Genomic DNA, 14,809 nt, shown 5'->3' on the forward strand with positions numbered 1-14,809 from the left:
CAAATCCAGCCATTCGGCCACGGCTCGTTCGGGTCCACATCCCGAGCTTGAATCACGCCGCTGTCAATTTCTCAACCCATTCTCAAACGGTCTCTGAGAGGCTGTTTGGAAAACAGCTGAGGGGATTGCGCAACGTACGCATCCGCTAGATGGCGCGGAGCTGCAGGAAGTCAGGCAGCGATTTCCTGTATGAGCTGCTGCTGAGCGGCCTTCCAATTCCATGGGAGGAGTTCGTGGAGGCGGCTCTGAGGTATGTCGGCGATCCGGGCAAGGACGTCGGTGAACCAGGCGAGCGGATCGACGTCGTTGAGGCGCGCTGTGCCGAAGAGGCTGAACATCATCGCGGCGCGCTGGCCGCCACGATCAGAGCCGACGAACAACCATGCCTTTCTGCCCCGGGCCACGCTGCGCAGCTCACGCTCGGCGGCGTTGTTGGAGAGGCATATCCGGCCATCGGCGAGGAAGGTGGTGAAGCCGTCCCAGTCGTTCTGGAGATAGGCGATGGCCTTGGCCACGGCATCGTGACGAGACAGCTTGCTGCGGGTCTCGCGCATCCAGGTCTCGAGCTCGGCAACGATGGGTGCGGATAATTTCTGGCGTACGGCCAGACGCTCGGCGGCAGGCCGGCCGTTGATGTCGCGCTCGATGGCAAAGAGCCGGTCGATGATCTCGAGCGCCTCGGTCGCCAGCGGCGAGACGAGCGGCGCGGCGCCCTTCTTCCGGCGCTTGAGTTGCTGCCTGATATCGACGAGCTTGAAGAATTCCCGGCGTGCATGAACCCAGCAATTGGCACGGGTCATGGGTTTGTCCGTCCGGCCTTCCTCGAACAGGGCATTGAAGCCGGCATACCGGTCGACCTGGAGAATCCCGGCATAGCCTGCCAGGTGAGCGCGAGGATGCTCACCTCTGCGATCGCTCGAGTAATAGCATAGCGCCACCGGCGGGGCCGTGCCGCCGAACGGGCGATCGTCGCGCACATAATCCCATATTCGCGCCACGCTGGTCTTGAGCTTGGCGAGAAGCGGGACGGTGGTGTCGTCGGCATGCAGGCGGTCTGCGGCAAGCCCGTGGGCTTCCAGCAGCAGGAACAGGGGCTTTACCGCCACACAGATAGCGCCGATCTGATCGCCAAGGGTCGAGAGGCTCAAGGGGATGCCTTCGGCCTCGAGCCTGTCCCGTTGGCTGTTGAGGGGCTGGTGCAGGCCGTACTTCTGGAAGGCGATGTTCGCCAGGAAGTGCGGCCCGAACATTCCGCGCGGGGTTACGTGGAAGGGCGCGGGTGGCTGGCTAATCTTCTCGCACTGGTGGCAGGAGACCTTCTCGCGCACGGTCTGGATCACCTTGTGCCGGGCCGGAACGCGCTCGAGCGTTTCGGTGACCGCTGCGGGAAGCTGGCTCAGATCATCCGAGCCGCAGCACGGGCACAGTTCCGGCGCGGGGATGACGACCTGCTCGCGCGGGAGATCGGCGGGGAAGTCGCGGCGGATGGATCTCTTGCGGGTGAACGCCTGGACCGTGGTGGTCTTGGCAGCTGCGATCTGGCCGAGCAGCTCGGCCTCGCTGGCATTTGCCTCCAGTTCCTCGAAGGTCAGTTCGAGCTGATCCAGCAGGCGCCGGCTGCGCTCGGAGCGCGCACCATATTTGTCGCGGCGCATCTGCTCGTTCATCAGTTCGAGATGGGCGTTGCGAGCCCGCAGATCGGCGTTGATCGCCCAGACTTTGGCGGCCTCAGCCTCTGCTACCAGTGCCTGTGCACGCACGATGGCAAGTTCAGCGCGAAGCTGCACAAGCTCATCGGATGCGTTGCTGAAGACCATGCGCGGATTATAACCCGAAAATCCGCAAGAACCCAGCATTTACAGCACTTTTGTGCCGGTCCTGCTGCTGTTTTGACGGGGCGGGGAATCACCCGACCTGCGTCGGTCGCCAGGTCTCTTGCGGATTGCGCCAATCCACGCCTTCCAACAGGCACGCCATCGCTGACGCCGAGATTGCGATCGTGCCGTCATTTGCAGATGGCCAGACAAAACGCCCTCTTTCCAGGCGTTTTGCATATAACGACATCCCGAGGCCGTCATGCCACAAGATCTTGCACAGCGATCCGCTTCGCCCTCGGAAGACGTACAGATCGCCGGCATGGACGTCCTTGTTCAGGGAGTTCTGAACCTGCAGGGCCAGCGACCGCATTCCCCGCCGCATGTCCGTGTGCCCCAGCGCGAGCCACACTCGCACACCGCCCGGGATCGGGATCATCGGGCCAAAGCCTTGATGACGGCCGCTGCCATGGTCGGCGACGCCGAAGTGTAGATGCTCACCCGGGCGCCGTGGGAAAGCTCGACCATGATCGCCGGCTGCCCGGCCGTGGGCATGGAGCTCTTGTCTTCCAGCACCACAGCTTCGATGAAGCCATGGTCTTCCTGCGACGCGACAAGCGCCGCGCTCAGCTTGCGCCGCCAGGTATAGACCAACGCAGTGGAGACGTCATGCCGCCGAGCAACCTGCGCGACACACGCACCCGGCGCAAACGCCTCTTCCAGAATGCGCCGCCGTTCCTCAGCACTCCAGCGACGGCGGCGTTCAGGCCCGCCGAAAACCGTGATCCGTCCCACAAACACCGCTCCTAAGTTCGCAAATAACTGCGACCTTAAGACCGATCCATCACTCCACCGGCAAGGCGCCGCTCAGCGGATGCGTACTGCGCAACTGGCGTGCGGGTGATTCAGGCTTTGCATGTGGACGAAGCAAAGCCGGGGGCGACTGGCCCAGATTGCCAGAAAGACGAAGCATTATCCGAGCGATTTGACCGACGAGGCGTGGGATCACCTGTCGCCGTTGATGCCCAAGCCCGGGTGTCGAGGGCTTCCCCGTGAGGTGGACTTTCGCGAGGTGATCAACGCCGTGCAGAATCGGCTGCTCTGAACTGTAGCTATCGCGCGGGACTGCGGGTCAACGGAAGGGTGCGAAAAGACACCAGTCAAAGTCTTTCGCGATTGTGGCAAACTAACTTAGCTCAACCGGTCGTTCAGCATCGCCTCCACCCGGCGCATGGCGTCCGACATTGCCGGATTTACCGTCTGTTAGACAAGACATTCCAGCGCCGTAACAGAGAGGTCAATCGCGCAGGAAAGCTACGTGCCTATTTTTGGATTTCCCAAGCGTTTGCGCTACCACATATGGGAGGCGAATATTGTTAGGCAACCGACGCACCGTGAATGACAGCCATGGCGGCGCGCTGGCGCCGAAACGGACGTTTGCCTACCGGCCAAAGGTTCACCGTCTGCCTCGTCACCCTCCCCTCCTGCCAACGAAGAATTTTCCGGCGTCGCACCGGTGAAACTAATCGCGTTTCACGATCCGTATACGGTTTTTGGTGCACCATGAAAAACTCAATAGCGGAATTTTGCCGTTTTGAAGCCTATCGGCTGTGTTGACATCGCAGGACTCGCAAGCGACGGGATGCCTCCCCGGAGGCGACAGATCAATGCGGACGTTCAAGGTCGCTCAGTAACCACTTTTCGGCCGGGGGGCGCGAACTGAACACGGCGGCGCCGGTGGCGTCCATATCAATTCATGGAATGGCCTTTTTCTCTGCGTCTGCAGTCAAAATAGCAACGCGATCTTGCGCGTCGAAAGATCGGCGTAGGTGCCGAACCGTTGAAGTGGCAACAGCGAACCCAATGCCGGTAATTTCACAAACATCATCCAGCACACGGATGCATATTCTTGCTGATCTCCTTTTAGCTAATTCACGGTTCAATGGCAGGTATAGTCTTTCGACGTCGATTATAGACCACCTTCCCGATGCCTTCACGATGATAATATCGTGTGTATCACTCCTAGTATCGAGTTCAAACATGCTACAGCCCACTCACTAACCAAGTGTACTGGAAAATTCTGCCTGCACAAAACAAAGTCGACATGGCCTTTCAGAAAATTTTAGTGACAAATTTTGTCATGTCTTCCTTTCTCACCAAATAGCCTTGATACCTCGTAATTGGGGACTAAGATCATCGTGAATCAGTATCAAGAAGGCGATCGACATAATTACCAATCGTTATCCATATTTTTTCACCTAGCCAGTCTTTCTCTGCTGTCATTTGCTGAACCATCGCGGTTACTCGTTCCGAAGCTTTCTTCCCGTGGGATCGGACCATATGTTCAGCACATGCTCGGTATTCTTGGTCAGTAAATGCCATGATGATTGTCCAAAATTTGGCCGGCCCTTCCCAAATCTAGGCGCGGCTTTGTTGGGTGAGAAATCAGATGCGTTTTTAGACGTCGTTGCTTCGGAAACACCGTGCTTATCGAGGATCGATCAATAACATACATGCTCGCGAAGTCCCGCCGCTAACATCGTTTCCACCTATGGGCGGCGAAAAATGTTGTCCCATCAGTCGTTAGCGTTATTTTGTCGCAAGGTTTCGTTTGGAATGGCCGATAGCGTAAAGTCTGTTTCTCAATTAGATTAGGCCGTAGACTCATAAGCCCGCAACCACAGGCGCATTGAGGCGAGCTGGACCATGGCAAGGAAGTTTGCGGCGAGCTTGTCGTAGCGGGTAGCGACGCGGCGGAAGTGCTTGAGTTTGGAAAAGAAGCGCTCAATCAGATTGCGCTCGCGGTAGAGCCGCTTGCTGAAGCAGGGCTTCCACTTTCGACTGGATTTAGCCGGGATATTGGGCGTAGCGCCCTGTTCCTCGATCAGCGTGCGGATGCAATCAGCATCGTAGGCCTTGTCGGCGAGCACGATCATGTGCGGCCCAAGGTGGTTGAGCAGATCGTTCGCGACTTGGCCATCATGTGCCTGCCCAGCGGTCAGGCCGAGCCGGATCGGGAGGCCTTGCGCATCGACGACCGCGTGGATTTTGGTCGTGAGCCCACCTCGGGAACGACCGAGACAATGATCTCGATCCCCCTTTTTGCCGTCGCAGCCTGTTGGTGCGCCCGGATGGAAGTGCTGTCGATCATTTGGATGTTGCCGTCATGGGCAGCAGCGATGGCATCCATCATCCGGTCCCAGACACCCGCCTTTCGCCATCGCACGAAGCGATTGTAGCAAGTGGTGCGCGGCCCATAACTACCAAAGGAATTGCCACATCATGCAGTCAGAGATTGCCATCCTTTTGGCAAAGCGTAAGGCACGGCGCCGAAGCGGGAGAGCGCTGACCGCTGCATTGATCGCGTTCAGTTGGCCGGTCTCGGCGCGGTGTGAAGTCATCGATGTCACAGTTGCGACGATTGGCGAACTCGAGGCGGCTTACGCATCGGGTAGATTGCATGTTGAGCAGGTTGTTGCCGCGTACCTCGCACGCATCGCCGCCTATGACAAGCACGGGTCAAGAATTCGTCGCGAAGGCGAACGATCCGGCTTCATATTATCTCAGTCCAGGCAAAGCAGTCGGCTTGAAGTATCAGGCATCTGTTGCGATGTCCCTCAATGATCCTGAATACCTAGCCGTCCGGGATGCCGCGCTGCCGATGATGCGAGCCGAAGTGGACGCCATATTCAGCAAATATTGTCTCGATGCGATCGTATACCCAACGATGCCAAAGCCCGCAGGCCTAATTGATCCGATGGGGGCGAAGGGCGCGTCGGCGCGTTCTGCTGGAAAGCAGGTGGACGGTACTCATGGAACGATAATCGCGAGCGAAACCGGGTTGCCCGAAGCCGTCGTCGCCGCGGCGATGACCCGAGAACAGCTTCCAGTTTCAATTTCGTTCATGGGGCGACGTTGGGCTGACGGCGATATTCTTGGATATGCCTTTGATTTTGAGCAAGCCACGAAGGCCATCAGGCTCCCACGCTACACACCTGCGCTACCCACAGATAAAATCAACTATTAGGGAGCGCCTTGGCGGATGCCTGAATGGCATGCGGCGTTGGATCGCTGTCGAACATGAACTTGTTCGCCGCCACATTTTTCACGATCAAGGGATAGGCCAGCCGGAACTGAGCGAGTAATGGAATCGCCTGTTTTACGCATTGCTTTGGTAGACCGTCGGTGAAGGCTGGACTTGTACCGGTTATGCGCCCGTCAGAAATAATGGCCGTTCTTCTGCAAACCCGTTTTTTTACCCGGCCTGTCCCAAAAGCTGGCGATCGTCATTGGCAGGTTGCCCGTCTACTCCTTCAGGGCCGCAGCAAGATAATCACTCAAAAGGCGGACCAGCCGCGATCGCTGTCGATGCCCTGGGGTGGACGACGTTGACCGCCGTCGGTGCGGGCATGAAGTCGTCCATCACAGTGACCAATCGACCGGAGCCGAGGGCGAGCGCGAAGGATAGCGCGGTGGTGCGCAGGAGAAGTTTATAGGCCCATTCCGAAGCCGACAAGCCCTGGGGCACATGCGCCAGCTCCATGTCAATGAACGCCGATCACTACCTTGCCGTTGGCTCTCCGCCCGCTCGTTCATGATAGTTTAAAATTCTGAGCGCCAACCCCATGCACCTGCGACACCGCGCCGATCGCCCTGCAACTCACAACGCTAGCTATTGTCAACGGCACTGTAATTTTCGCCTGAACTGAACGAGCAAAGTAAAATTTTCAACTTTGCGGTTTTAGGTTCAGGAGCCGGGCATCGGTACACCTGCATCTTTTGCCGGCCGCGGCGGCGAGCTTCTGTCTGCGCCGGCGGGGTCATCCGGGCGGTCGAGCGCCCATGCTCAGGTAGCAGGTCTGCATGTCGCCTGAGGCGATAGCTCGAGCCATCGATCGGGATGACGATGGCGTGATGCAACAGGCGGTCAAGCAGCGCGGTTGCGACGACGGGCCTGCCGAAGATTTCTCCCCATTCGGCAAATCCTCGGTTCGAGGTAAGGATCATCGACCCTTTTTCAAAGCGCGCCTTGACCAGCTGGAAGAACAGATTGCCACCGCAGGGTATGACCGGGAGGTAACCGATCTCGTCGACGATCAGCAAAGATGGCCTGCAGTAGAAGCGGATCCTCTCGCGCAGCGAGCCCTCCCGTTCGGCCTTGGCAAGCGCACCGATCAAATCCGCAAGCGTGACTAACGAGACGCTTTTGCCGGCTTTGACGGCTGCCAGACACAATACCTGACCTGTACGGGAGAAATAGCGAAGCATCAGCACCTGCAGTCCCTGATAATGACGCTTCGCCACGTTTCAAGTGACCGGTTTGGATGAACAAATGGTTAAGCTGCCTGAAACGAAGAGATCGTAAAGTTGTTATGGAGGCGCACTACAGGAGCACCCATGACTCAGGACGTCAATTTTTGCTGGGATCAAGCTCAACTACATCAAGATAGAGCAGATGCCACCGACCTTCCAAATGTCCGGGCGGTCGCGTTGGCAGCAGCGCTCAGCTGGCGCAAGGAGGCTGAAATAGCCCAACGCGTGGCCGACCGTCGTGATCGTCGAAGTGCGGTTCCAGCTCCGCTTTATTGAATGACCCGCCACCGTTTGCCGGCGAGCGCTTGGAGGTTCATTAGTCAACCGGGACCGAGGTCGCGCTCAGCCATCCACTGAGCGTCAGCGTCATCGAGCGCTTAAAAGCTATACCCGTCAGCGCCTGCATCGTTAGACCGTATGTCCGTTTCGTGAAAGATGTTGGTTCGCCCTACACTGGTGCTCCGAGGGTTGCTCGGGTGGGCCGAGCCTATCCTCACACGAGGAGGACGAACCGTGGAACATCCTACAGAAGTTTTCATCGGAATCGATGTTGCAAAGGCGCGCAATGCCATCGCAATCGCCGATGGTGGGCGCGATGGCGAGGTACGCTTCTTTGGCGAGGTCGATGCGTCACTGGACGCGATGAGGCGCATCCTACAGCGGATCACCGCCAAATATGGCGTGGTGCATTTCTGTTATGAGGCTGGTCCGACCGGCTATGGGCTTTACCGCCTGATAGTCGAGGTGGGCCACTCCTGCATGGTGGTAGCGCCATCGCTGATCCCGAAGCGCGCAGGCGACCGGGTGAAGACGGATCGGCGCGATGCAATGATGCTCGCCAGGCTGCTGCGAGCCGGCGAACTGACGGCGGTGTGGGTGCCCGATGCGGGGCATGAGGCGATGCGCGATCTCGTACGCGCCCGCGCTGCTGCGGTTGAGACCCAGCGCATTCACCGGCAGCAGGTCAACGCGTTCATGCTGAAGCACGGCCGCATTTTTCCGCGCAAGACGACGTGGGGAGCCCGCCACTTTCGCTGGCTACAAGAACAGCACTTCGATCATCCCGCCCATCAAATCGCTCTGCAGGAACTGGTCGATGCGGTCAGGGTGGCCAAGGAACGGGTCGGACGTATCGAGGCAGCGATCGAGGAGTTCCTGCCAGGCTGGTCGCTAGCACCCGTCGTTCGTGCGCTTCAGGCACTGCGGGGTGTCGAACTCATCGTCGCTGTGACGTTCGTAACTGAGATTGGCGACATGCGCCGGTTTGACGATCCACGCCAGTTGATGGGCTATCTTGGTCTCGTGCCCGGAGAGCGATCTTCCGGCGGCACGGTTCGCCGCGGCGGGATCACAAAGGCAGGCAACGGTTGGGTTCGCCATATGCTTGTCGAAAGCGCCTGGACGTACCGTCACCCGCCGCGAGTTGGAAAAGCCAAGCTGTATCGCCTGGAGCAAACCACACCGAAGGTCCGCGAGATCGCCTGGAAAGCGCAGACCCGACTGACGGCGCGATATCGGTCGCTCATCGCCAAGGGTAAGAAAACCCCGATCGTTTGCACGGCAATAGCTCGCGAACTTGCAGGCTTTATGTGGGCGGTCGCCAGGGAGGTGCAGCCAGCCTGATGGAATAGCAGCTCCCGCGTACAGGCGGGGGCGGGACCACGGCAGGGGAATATCCGTCACACGCTTTGTGGCCGGCACAGCCGACGCCCGTTGTAAGATCGGATCAGCCCCGGGACGCATACACGGAAATGCGGTATTCAACCCGCGTATCAGAGCTTGATCACCGACGTCCTTCAGGTCCCGCCTCCACCTGTACGCGGCCATATACGGTGCCGCGCTCCTGCGCGGACGATGGCGCGCAACTTAAAGGTTGAAAACGGACATCAGAGAGCGGGCCTGAGGGCCGCCTTGCGCGGTGCCCATTCGCCGGGATGATTGCCGCTCTTTTAGCGAGGTGGCGGGTGTCGGACGAGATCGAAGATTCAGTAAGCGAATCCTCACCAGCCTGTTCGTGCAGCGGCCATATGCGGACACTTTTAGATCGTTAGTTCAATAGGATTGTGTCTTTTCCGCTTGGAACCTTATCAACGTCACGCCCAAGGTCGCTGCGATCGACTTACGGTAGCGAGCCACCGGGATCTTAGGCATGTCAACGGGCGACGCGACATTCCAGCTTTAATTGGCGACCGTTACGACCGGACCTATTTTGCGTTGCGATGGTTCGGCCGTTCGATGGTACGGAAAATAAGCGAACTCAAGACGTCAGATGGACGGTGTGCGCTCGCGGCAGCCCGTGGGAATGGAATTTCCCTTGCTGCGTTTTCGATACGGATCAGCAAGGGAATGAACGTGGACGAGGCTGCAACACTTCCGCTGAGAAATTTTCGAAGAAATTAGCCACTTAACCTCGATCAATTTCATTTCGCCATCGGATTTGTATACGGCGGCAATGCAAGATCACCTTCGATTAGCAGCGCTTGCGGCTGCGATGTCCGACGATGAATTAGCCGCGTCACACGCTCTTATTGTTGACCCCGACAATCTGACCGCTGAGCAGCAGGCAGTCATCGACGAGATTATGCGGCGCAGTTTCAAGTCAAATATAGCTGGTCAATCTGTAAACGGGGCCTGAGGCTTTCAATTACCCACATCTGGTCGGATGCCAGATTCCGCTGATCGCAGCGGCATTGCGGCAGCGGAACCGGCTGTGATTCATGTTCGCGCACAGGGTCGCGCCGGCGAGGTGCACGATGGTAGACGGGAGCACGGAATCTCAGGCTTGGATAGATGATGAACTCGCCGGGTCACGTTTCGGCGATGTGCGCCTTGGTCGCCGTCTGCGACAATTGGTGACGAAAATGGCGGGCGCGATAGGTGGTCCAATTCCGCTCGCCTGTCAGGATTGGGCCAACACCAAAGCCGCCTATCGCTTTCTTTCGAATGCCGATGTTAGCGAAGGCAAAATTCTGCATGGCCATTTCCAATCCACGGCATCGCGTGTCGCAGCCGTTGATGGACCCATCCTTGTTCTGCAGGATACAACCGAATTTTCATATGAGCGCAAAAAGCCCGAACAGGTTGGGGCTATCTGCTATGCCCCAAGCAAACGCGAGACGGTTGGGATTGCCAGGCGACATACAATTTGCGGATTGTTGATGCATACTAGCCTGTAAGCGCTAAATCACCCCCACAGGGAGGGGTTAGGCGGCCTGTTCGATGACGGTGGTGGCGGCGGCGCGACTATCTACCCAGTTGTATGGGAGCAGATCATCGATTGGATCTGCGTCGCCGCGCAGGACGATACGGGCGAGGACGTCGGTGAGGTAGGCCGTAAGCGCTAAATCACCCCCACAGGGAGGGGTTAGGCGGCCTGTTCGATGACGGTGGTGGCGGCGGCGCGACTATCTACCCAGTTGTATGGGAGCAGATCATCGATTGGATCTGCGTCGCCGCGCAGGACGATACGGGCGAGGACGTCGGTGAGGTAGGCCTGAGGGTTGATGCCGCCCAGTTTGCACGTTTCGATGAGGCTGGCGAAGGTCGCCCAGTTTTCAGCCCCCAGGTCATGGCCTGTGAACAGGGCATTTTTTCGTTGGAGGGTAATCGGCCTGATCGACCGCTCGACAGTGTTGTTATCCAGCTCGATCCGCCCATCCTCAAGGAAGCGGACGAGGCCTTTCCAGTGGTTGAGGGTGTACCTGATGGCCTCGGCTGTGTTGGAGCCTCGGGGCAGCTTGGGCAGCATTTCCTCGAACCAGGGCAGCATTTCCGCGATGATCGAAGCGGATTCAGCCTGACGGATCGCCAACCTGTGTTCGGGACTGGAACCTCGGATACGAGCCTCGACCTTGTAGAGGCTGGCGATCCGCCGCAGCGCCTCATCGGCGACGGGGGCGTTGCCGCCCTTGGCATCGTCGAAGAAGCCACGCCTGACGTGCGCCCAGCAGAAGGCGAGCGTTCCCGGGCCGCCCTTCCGGTCCGGCGCCTCGATATGCTTATAGGCGCCATAGCCATCGCATTGGACGATGCCGGTGAAGTCCCCAAGCAGCTTCTCAGCCCAGACCTTCCCGCGCCCCGGCATGTAGGTGTAGACGACCGCCGGTGGATCGGTGCCGCCATGCGCGCCATCATCACGAGCGATTGCCCACAGATATCCCGTCTTCACCTTGCCGGTGCCGGGCGCCAGGACCTTGGCGGTGGTCTCATCGACGAACAGCCTCGCACCCGTCAGCAGATCAGCTTTCATCCGGCCGGTCAGGCGCCCGAGCCAAGCCGCAGCTCGGCCCGCCCAGTTGCACATGGTTCCCCGGTCGATCTCGATGCCCTGCCGCCGCAGCGCCTGCGCCTGGCGATAAAAGGGCGTGTGATCGGCGTATTTCTTGACGAGCACATCGGCGATCAGCGCTTCGGTGGGCAGGCCGCCTGGCACCGCATGTCTGGGCGCGGGCGCCTGGAACACTCCCTCGCTGCATGCGCGGCACGCCATTTTCGGTCGGGACGTGACGATCACGCGATACTGGACCGGGATGACATCAAGCCGGCTCGATATGTCGCTGTCTATGCAGTGCAGCGCACCTCCGCAGCAGGGGCATTCCTTCTCATCAGGGAGGATCACTTCCTCAACGCGGGTCAGGTGCGCCGGCAGCGAGGCCCGCGCCGTCCCGCTTTCCCTTCGTGCCCGTTCCTTCTTCTGGCCTGCTGCCTGCTCACCGAGCGCCTCGAGTTCAGCACGGGCGACGTCAAGATCATCGAAGGCAAGCGCCAACTGATCTTCGCTCAGCTTCTCCGACCGTTTCCCGAAGGTCGTGCGGGTGATCTGGTCGATGATATGCTGCATCCGGGCTTCACGCTCGAGGCCGGCCAGGACCATCGCCTTGAGGGTGGCGACATTGTCAGGAAGGTCGGCTGCCGTGGCGGACATACCCCATTTCTGGCAGTTTTGGAGCGGTCCGCAATGGCCTTTCGATCAGAGGAATCGGGCGTGCGACCTATCGCGTCGTCACCGGAACCTGAGTGCGCGGCGTGTGCATTTTCGACCATTGCAGCCCTTCGAACAAGGCCGACGCCTGCGATGCCGACAGCCGCATCACGCCATCGTGCGCCCGGGGCCAATGAAAGCCTCCGGTCTGCAAGACCTTGCTCACAAGCACCAGGCCGGTGCCGTCCCAGACCAGCAGCTTGATCCTGTTCGCCCGCTTCGAGCGGAAGATGAAGACCACCCCCGAGAAGGGCTTGAGTCCGAGTTCATGCTCGACCAGCGCCGCCAGGCTGACGGCGCCTTTCCTGAAGTCGACCGGCTTTGTCGCCACCATCACCTTGAGCGGCCCTGGCGGGATGATCACCCCGTCCGGCTCACAGCGGCGAGGACCCGGGCGATATGATCCTCGCTCGCGCCTGGCGGTACATGGATCGCGAGGGCGGCCGTGCGGATCACGATCTCAGCGCCGCCGCCATCAACAGAGCCGGTGCCGCCCGCATCTTCAATCACCGCCGGGACAAAGTCCAGCTTCTTGCCGGCCAAGCGCTTGCTCGGAATGCTGTCATGTCGCCATGCGTAGAGCTGCTGCGGTAGCAGTCCATGCGTTCGCGCAATTTCCGCGATGTTGGCGCCGGGCTCAAAACTCGACGCGATGATCCGTGCCTTGGCCTCGGCCGACCAGCGGCGCCGCATCGGCCCTGCTGGAATGACGTCCATACGCGAGGGTCGCTGACCCTCCTGCCTTTCGAAACCTGTTTCGAATGTTCTTACATCATCGGCCATTACGACACCCCTCAGACGAGGGACGAAACATAGCCAGATCAGCGCCTACGAAAATGTGGGGACGTTTTCGCGCTTACAGTAGGCCTGAGGGTTGATGCCGCCCAGTTTGCACGTTTCGATGAGGCTGGCGAAGGTCGCCCAGTTTTCAGCCCCCAGGTCATGGCCTGTGAACAGGGCATTTTTTCGTTGGAGGGTAATCGGCCTGATCGACCGCTCGACAGTGTTGTTATCCAGCTCGATCCGCCCATCCTCAAGGAAGCGGACGAGGCCTTTCCAGTGGTTGAGGGTGTACCTGATGGCCTCGGCTGTGTTGGAGCCTCGGGGCAGCTTGGGCAGCATTTCCTCGAACCAGGGCAGCATTTCCGCGATGATCGAAGCGGATTCAGCCTGACGGATCGCCAACCTGTGTTCGGGACTGGAACCTCGGATACGAGCCTCGACCTTGTAGAGGCTGGCGATCCGCCGCAGCGCCTCATCGGCGACGGGGGCGTTGCCGCCCTTGGCATCGTCGAAGAAGCCACGCCTGACGTGCGCCCAGCAGAAGGCGAGCGTTCCCGGGCCGCCCTTCCGGTCCGGCGCCTCGATATGCTTATAGGCGCCATAGCCATCGCATTGGACGATGCCGGTGAAGTCCCCAAGCAGCTTCTCAGCCCAGACCTTCCCGCGCCCCGGCATGTAGGTGTAGACGACCGCCGGTGGATCGGTGCCGCCATGCGCGCCATCATCACGAGCGATTGCCCACAGATATCCCGTCTTCACCTTGCCGGTGCCGGGCGCCAGGACCTTGGCGGTGGTCTCATCGACGAACAGCCTCGCACCCGTCAGCAGATCAGCTTTCATCCGGCCGGTCAGGCGCCCGAGCCAAGCCGCAGCTCGGCCCGCCCAGTTGCACATGGTTCCCCGGTCGATCTCGATGCCCTGCCGCCGCAGCGCCTGCGCCTGGCGATAAAAGGGCGTGTGATCGGCGTATTTCTTGACGAGCACATCGGCGATCAGCGCTTCGGTGGGCAGGCCGCCTGGCACCGCATGTCTGGGCGCGGGCGCCTGGAACACTCCCTCGCTGCATGCGCGGCACGCCATTTTCGGTCGGGACGTGACGATCACGCGATACTGGACCGGGATGACATCAAGCCGGCTCGATATGTCGCTGTCTATGCAGTGCAGCGCACCTCCGCAGCAGGGGCATTCCTTCTCATCAGGGAGGATCACTTCCTCAACGCGGGTCAGGTGCGCCGGCAGCGAGGCCCGCGCCGTCCCGCTTTCCCTTCGTGCCCGTTCCTTCTTCTGGCCTGCTGCCTGCTCACCGAGCGCCTCGAGTTCAGCACGGGCGACGTCAAGATCATCGAAGGCAAGCGCCAACTGATCTTCGCTCAGCTTCTCCGACCGTTTCCCGAAGGTCGTGCGGGTGATCTGGTCGATGATATGCTGCATCCGGGCTTCACGCTCGAGGCCGGCCAGGACCATCGCCTTGAGGGTGGCGACATTGTCAGGAAGGTCGGCTGCCGTGGCGGACATACCCCATTTCTGGCAGTTTTGGAGCGGTCCGCAATGGCCTTTCGATCAGAGGAATCGGGCGTGCGACCTATCGCGTCGTCACCGGAACCTGAGTGCGCGGCGTGTGCATTTTCGACCATTGCAGCCCTTCGAACAAGGCCGACGCCTGCGATGCCGACAGCCGCATCACGCCATCGTGCGCCCGGGGCCAATGAAAGCCTCCGGTCTGCAAGACCTTGCTCACAAGCACCAGGCCGGTGCCGTCCCAGACCAGCAGCTTGATCCTGTTCGCCCGCTTCGAGCGGAAGATGAAGACCACCCCCGAGAAGGGCTTGAGTCCGAGTTCATGCTCGACCAGCGCCGCCAGGCTGACGGCGCCTTTCCTGAAGTCGACCGGCTTTGTCGCCACCATCACCTTGAGCGG

Annotated in this window: 16 protein-coding genes and 2 pseudogenes; 6 read left to right on the plus strand and 12 right to left on the minus strand. The window is 59.8% G+C overall.

Annotated elements, in window-relative coordinates; translation table 11 throughout:
- Nucleotides 1-170 precede the first annotated feature (170 nt).
- The 3 genes from BMX92_RS24015 to BMX92_RS24025 all read right to left on the minus strand — a co-directional run bounded on the left by BMX92_RS24015 (nucleotide 171) and on the right by BMX92_RS24025 (nucleotide 2,609).
- Nucleotides 171-1,817: an IS66 family transposase gene (locus BMX92_RS24015; protein WP_093021373.1), complete on the minus strand. Its 1,647-nt coding sequence runs from the start codon at nucleotides 1,815-1,817 to the stop codon at nucleotides 171-173.
- An 88-nt stretch (nucleotides 1,818-1,905) separates the two neighbouring features.
- Complete coding sequence (gene tnpB, locus BMX92_RS24020; RefSeq protein WP_093021376.1) at nucleotides 1,906-2,253, minus strand: IS66 family insertion sequence element accessory protein TnpB; 348 nt, start codon at nucleotides 2,251-2,253, stop codon at nucleotides 1,906-1,908.
- A complete protein-coding gene (locus tag BMX92_RS24025) occupies nucleotides 2,250-2,609 on the minus strand; it encodes an IS66-like element accessory protein TnpA (RefSeq protein ID WP_093021439.1) in 360 nt (119 codons plus the stop codon). Before BMX92_RS24025 ends, tnpB (BMX92_RS24020) begins: the two co-directional genes overlap by 4 nt.
- Nucleotides 2,610-2,730: 121 nt before the next feature.
- On the opposite strand from BMX92_RS24025, the pseudogene BMX92_RS27780 reads away from it, so the two are divergent.
- A pseudogene (locus BMX92_RS27780) lies at nucleotides 2,731-2,904 on the plus strand (IS5/IS1182 family transposase); the annotation flags it as partial.
- A gap of 1,103 nt (nucleotides 2,905-4,007) precedes the next feature.
- Here BMX92_RS27780 and BMX92_RS27110 read toward each other — a convergent pair.
- Together BMX92_RS27110 and BMX92_RS24035 are read right to left on the minus strand one after the other, a co-directional pair.
- The gene (locus tag BMX92_RS27110) at nucleotides 4,008-4,196 is read right to left on the minus strand and encodes a hypothetical protein (RefSeq protein WP_143066882.1); all 189 of its coding nucleotides are present in this window, start codon (nucleotides 4,194-4,196) and stop codon (nucleotides 4,008-4,010) included.
- Between the two features lie 269 nt (nucleotides 4,197-4,465).
- Nucleotides 4,466-5,073, minus strand: a pseudogene (locus BMX92_RS24035) (IS5 family transposase); the annotation flags it as partial.
- Nucleotides 5,074-5,096: 23 nt separating this feature from the next.
- Between BMX92_RS24035 and BMX92_RS27570 the strand changes: the two are divergent.
- Entirely contained in the window at nucleotides 5,097-5,438 is a 342-nt protein-coding gene (locus BMX92_RS27570) for a hypothetical protein (RefSeq protein WP_177185236.1), read from the plus strand.
- The gene (locus tag BMX92_RS24040) at nucleotides 5,401-5,841 is read left to right on the plus strand and encodes an amidase family protein (protein ID WP_177185237.1); all 441 of its coding nucleotides are present in this window, start codon (nucleotides 5,401-5,403) and stop codon (nucleotides 5,839-5,841) included. Before BMX92_RS27570 ends, BMX92_RS24040 begins: the two co-directional genes overlap by 38 nt.
- Nucleotides 5,842-6,147: 306 nt before the next feature.
- On the opposite strand, the gene BMX92_RS24045 is transcribed toward BMX92_RS24040, so the two are convergent.
- On the minus strand, nucleotides 6,148-6,342 hold the full coding sequence (locus BMX92_RS24045; RefSeq protein WP_143066884.1) for a hypothetical protein: 195 nt from the start codon (nucleotides 6,340-6,342) through the stop codon (nucleotides 6,148-6,150).
- A gap of 140 nt (nucleotides 6,343-6,482) precedes the next feature.
- Entirely contained in the window at nucleotides 6,483-7,082 is a 600-nt protein-coding gene (locus BMX92_RS24050) for an ATP-binding protein (protein WP_093021442.1), read from the minus strand.
- A gap of 129 nt (nucleotides 7,083-7,211) precedes the next feature.
- Between BMX92_RS24050 and BMX92_RS27115 the strand changes: the two genes are divergently transcribed.
- From BMX92_RS27115 to BMX92_RS28480, 3 genes are all read left to right on the plus strand, one after another.
- A complete protein-coding gene (locus BMX92_RS27115) occupies nucleotides 7,212-7,403 on the plus strand; it encodes a hypothetical protein (RefSeq protein WP_143066885.1) in 192 nt (63 codons plus the stop codon).
- Nucleotides 7,404-7,640: 237 nt separating this feature from the next.
- Entirely contained in the window at nucleotides 7,641-8,750 is a 1,110-nt protein-coding gene (locus BMX92_RS24055; protein WP_093021385.1) for an IS110 family transposase, read from the plus strand.
- Nucleotides 8,751-9,880: 1,130 nt separating this feature from the next.
- Nucleotides 9,881-10,303, plus strand: a complete 423-nt coding sequence (locus tag BMX92_RS28480; protein WP_177185238.1) for an IS4/Tn5 family transposase DNA-binding protein — start codon at nucleotides 9,881-9,883, stop codon at nucleotides 10,301-10,303.
- 188 nt (nucleotides 10,304-10,491) lie between these two features.
- Here BMX92_RS28480 and BMX92_RS24070 read toward each other — a convergent pair whose 3' ends face one another.
- The 5 genes from BMX92_RS24070 to tnpB (BMX92_RS24090) form a co-directional block, all read right to left on the minus strand.
- The gene (locus BMX92_RS24070) at nucleotides 10,492-12,051 is read right to left on the minus strand and encodes an IS66 family transposase (RefSeq protein WP_093021394.1); all 1,560 of its coding nucleotides are present in this window, start codon (nucleotides 12,049-12,051) and stop codon (nucleotides 10,492-10,494) included.
- 67 nt (nucleotides 12,052-12,118) lie between these two features.
- On the minus strand, nucleotides 12,119-12,442 hold the full coding sequence (gene tnpB, locus BMX92_RS24075) for an IS66 family insertion sequence element accessory protein TnpB (protein WP_143066886.1): 324 nt from the start codon (nucleotides 12,440-12,442) through the stop codon (nucleotides 12,119-12,121).
- 26 nt (nucleotides 12,443-12,468) lie between these two features.
- Nucleotides 12,469-12,891 carry an IS66-like element accessory protein TnpA gene (locus tag BMX92_RS24080; protein WP_093021397.1) on the minus strand — a complete coding sequence of 141 codons (423 nt, stop codon included), beginning with the start codon at nucleotides 12,889-12,891 and terminating at the stop codon, nucleotides 12,469-12,471.
- 45 nt (nucleotides 12,892-12,936) lie between these two features.
- Entirely contained in the window at nucleotides 12,937-14,406 is a 1,470-nt protein-coding gene (locus BMX92_RS24085; RefSeq protein ID WP_256213588.1) for an IS66 family transposase, read from the minus strand.
- A gap of 67 nt (nucleotides 14,407-14,473) precedes the next feature.
- The gene (tnpB, locus tag BMX92_RS24090; RefSeq protein WP_143066886.1) at nucleotides 14,474-14,797 is read right to left on the minus strand and encodes an IS66 family insertion sequence element accessory protein TnpB; all 324 of its coding nucleotides are present in this window, start codon (nucleotides 14,795-14,797) and stop codon (nucleotides 14,474-14,476) included.
- Nucleotides 14,798-14,809: the final 12 nt, after the last annotated feature.

The sequence above is a fragment of the Sphingobium sp. YR768 genome (genome assembly GCF_900111125.1).
Lineage (GTDB): Bacteria > Pseudomonadota > Alphaproteobacteria > Sphingomonadales > Sphingomonadaceae > Sphingobium.

What these genes read in the sequence shown, in the direction of transcription:
- BMX92_RS24015 (WP_093021373.1), bottom strand. Translation starts at nt 1,817, where the DNA reads ATGGTCTTCAGCAACGCATCCGATGAGCTTGTGCAGCTTCGCGCTGAA.
- tnpB (WP_093021376.1), bottom strand. Translation starts at nt 2,253, where the DNA reads ATGATCCCGATCCCGGGCGGTGTGCGAGTGTGGCTCGCGCTGGGGCAC.
- BMX92_RS27110 (WP_143066882.1), bottom strand. Translation starts at nt 4,196, where the DNA reads ATGGCATTTACTGACCAAGAATACCGAGCATGTGCTGAACATATGGTC.
- BMX92_RS27570 (WP_177185236.1), top strand. Translation starts at nt 5,097, where the DNA reads ATGCAGTCAGAGATTGCCATCCTTTTGGCAAAGCGTAAGGCACGGCGC.
- BMX92_RS24050 (WP_093021442.1), bottom strand. Translation starts at nt 7,082, where the DNA reads ATGCTTCGCTATTTCTCCCGTACAGGTCAGGTATTGTGTCTGGCAGCC.
- BMX92_RS27115 (WP_143066885.1), top strand. Translation starts at nt 7,212, where the DNA reads ATGACTCAGGACGTCAATTTTTGCTGGGATCAAGCTCAACTACATCAA.
- BMX92_RS28480 (WP_177185238.1), top strand. Translation starts at nt 9,881, where the DNA reads ATGGTAGACGGGAGCACGGAATCTCAGGCTTGGATAGATGATGAACTC.
- BMX92_RS24070 (WP_093021394.1), bottom strand. Translation starts at nt 12,051, where the DNA reads ATGTCCGCCACGGCAGCCGACCTTCCTGACAATGTCGCCACCCTCAAG.
- tnpB (WP_143066886.1), bottom strand. Translation starts at nt 12,442, where the DNA reads ATGGTGGCGACAAAGCCGGTCGACTTCAGGAAAGGCGCCGTCAGCCTG.
- BMX92_RS24080 (WP_093021397.1), bottom strand. Translation starts at nt 12,891, where the DNA reads ATGGCCGATGATGTAAGAACATTCGAAACAGGTTTCGAAAGGCAGGAG.
- BMX92_RS24085 (WP_256213588.1), bottom strand. Translation starts at nt 14,406, where the DNA reads ATGTCCGCCACGGCAGCCGACCTTCCTGACAATGTCGCCACCCTCAAG.
- tnpB (WP_143066886.1), bottom strand. Translation starts at nt 14,797, where the DNA reads ATGGTGGCGACAAAGCCGGTCGACTTCAGGAAAGGCGCCGTCAGCCTG.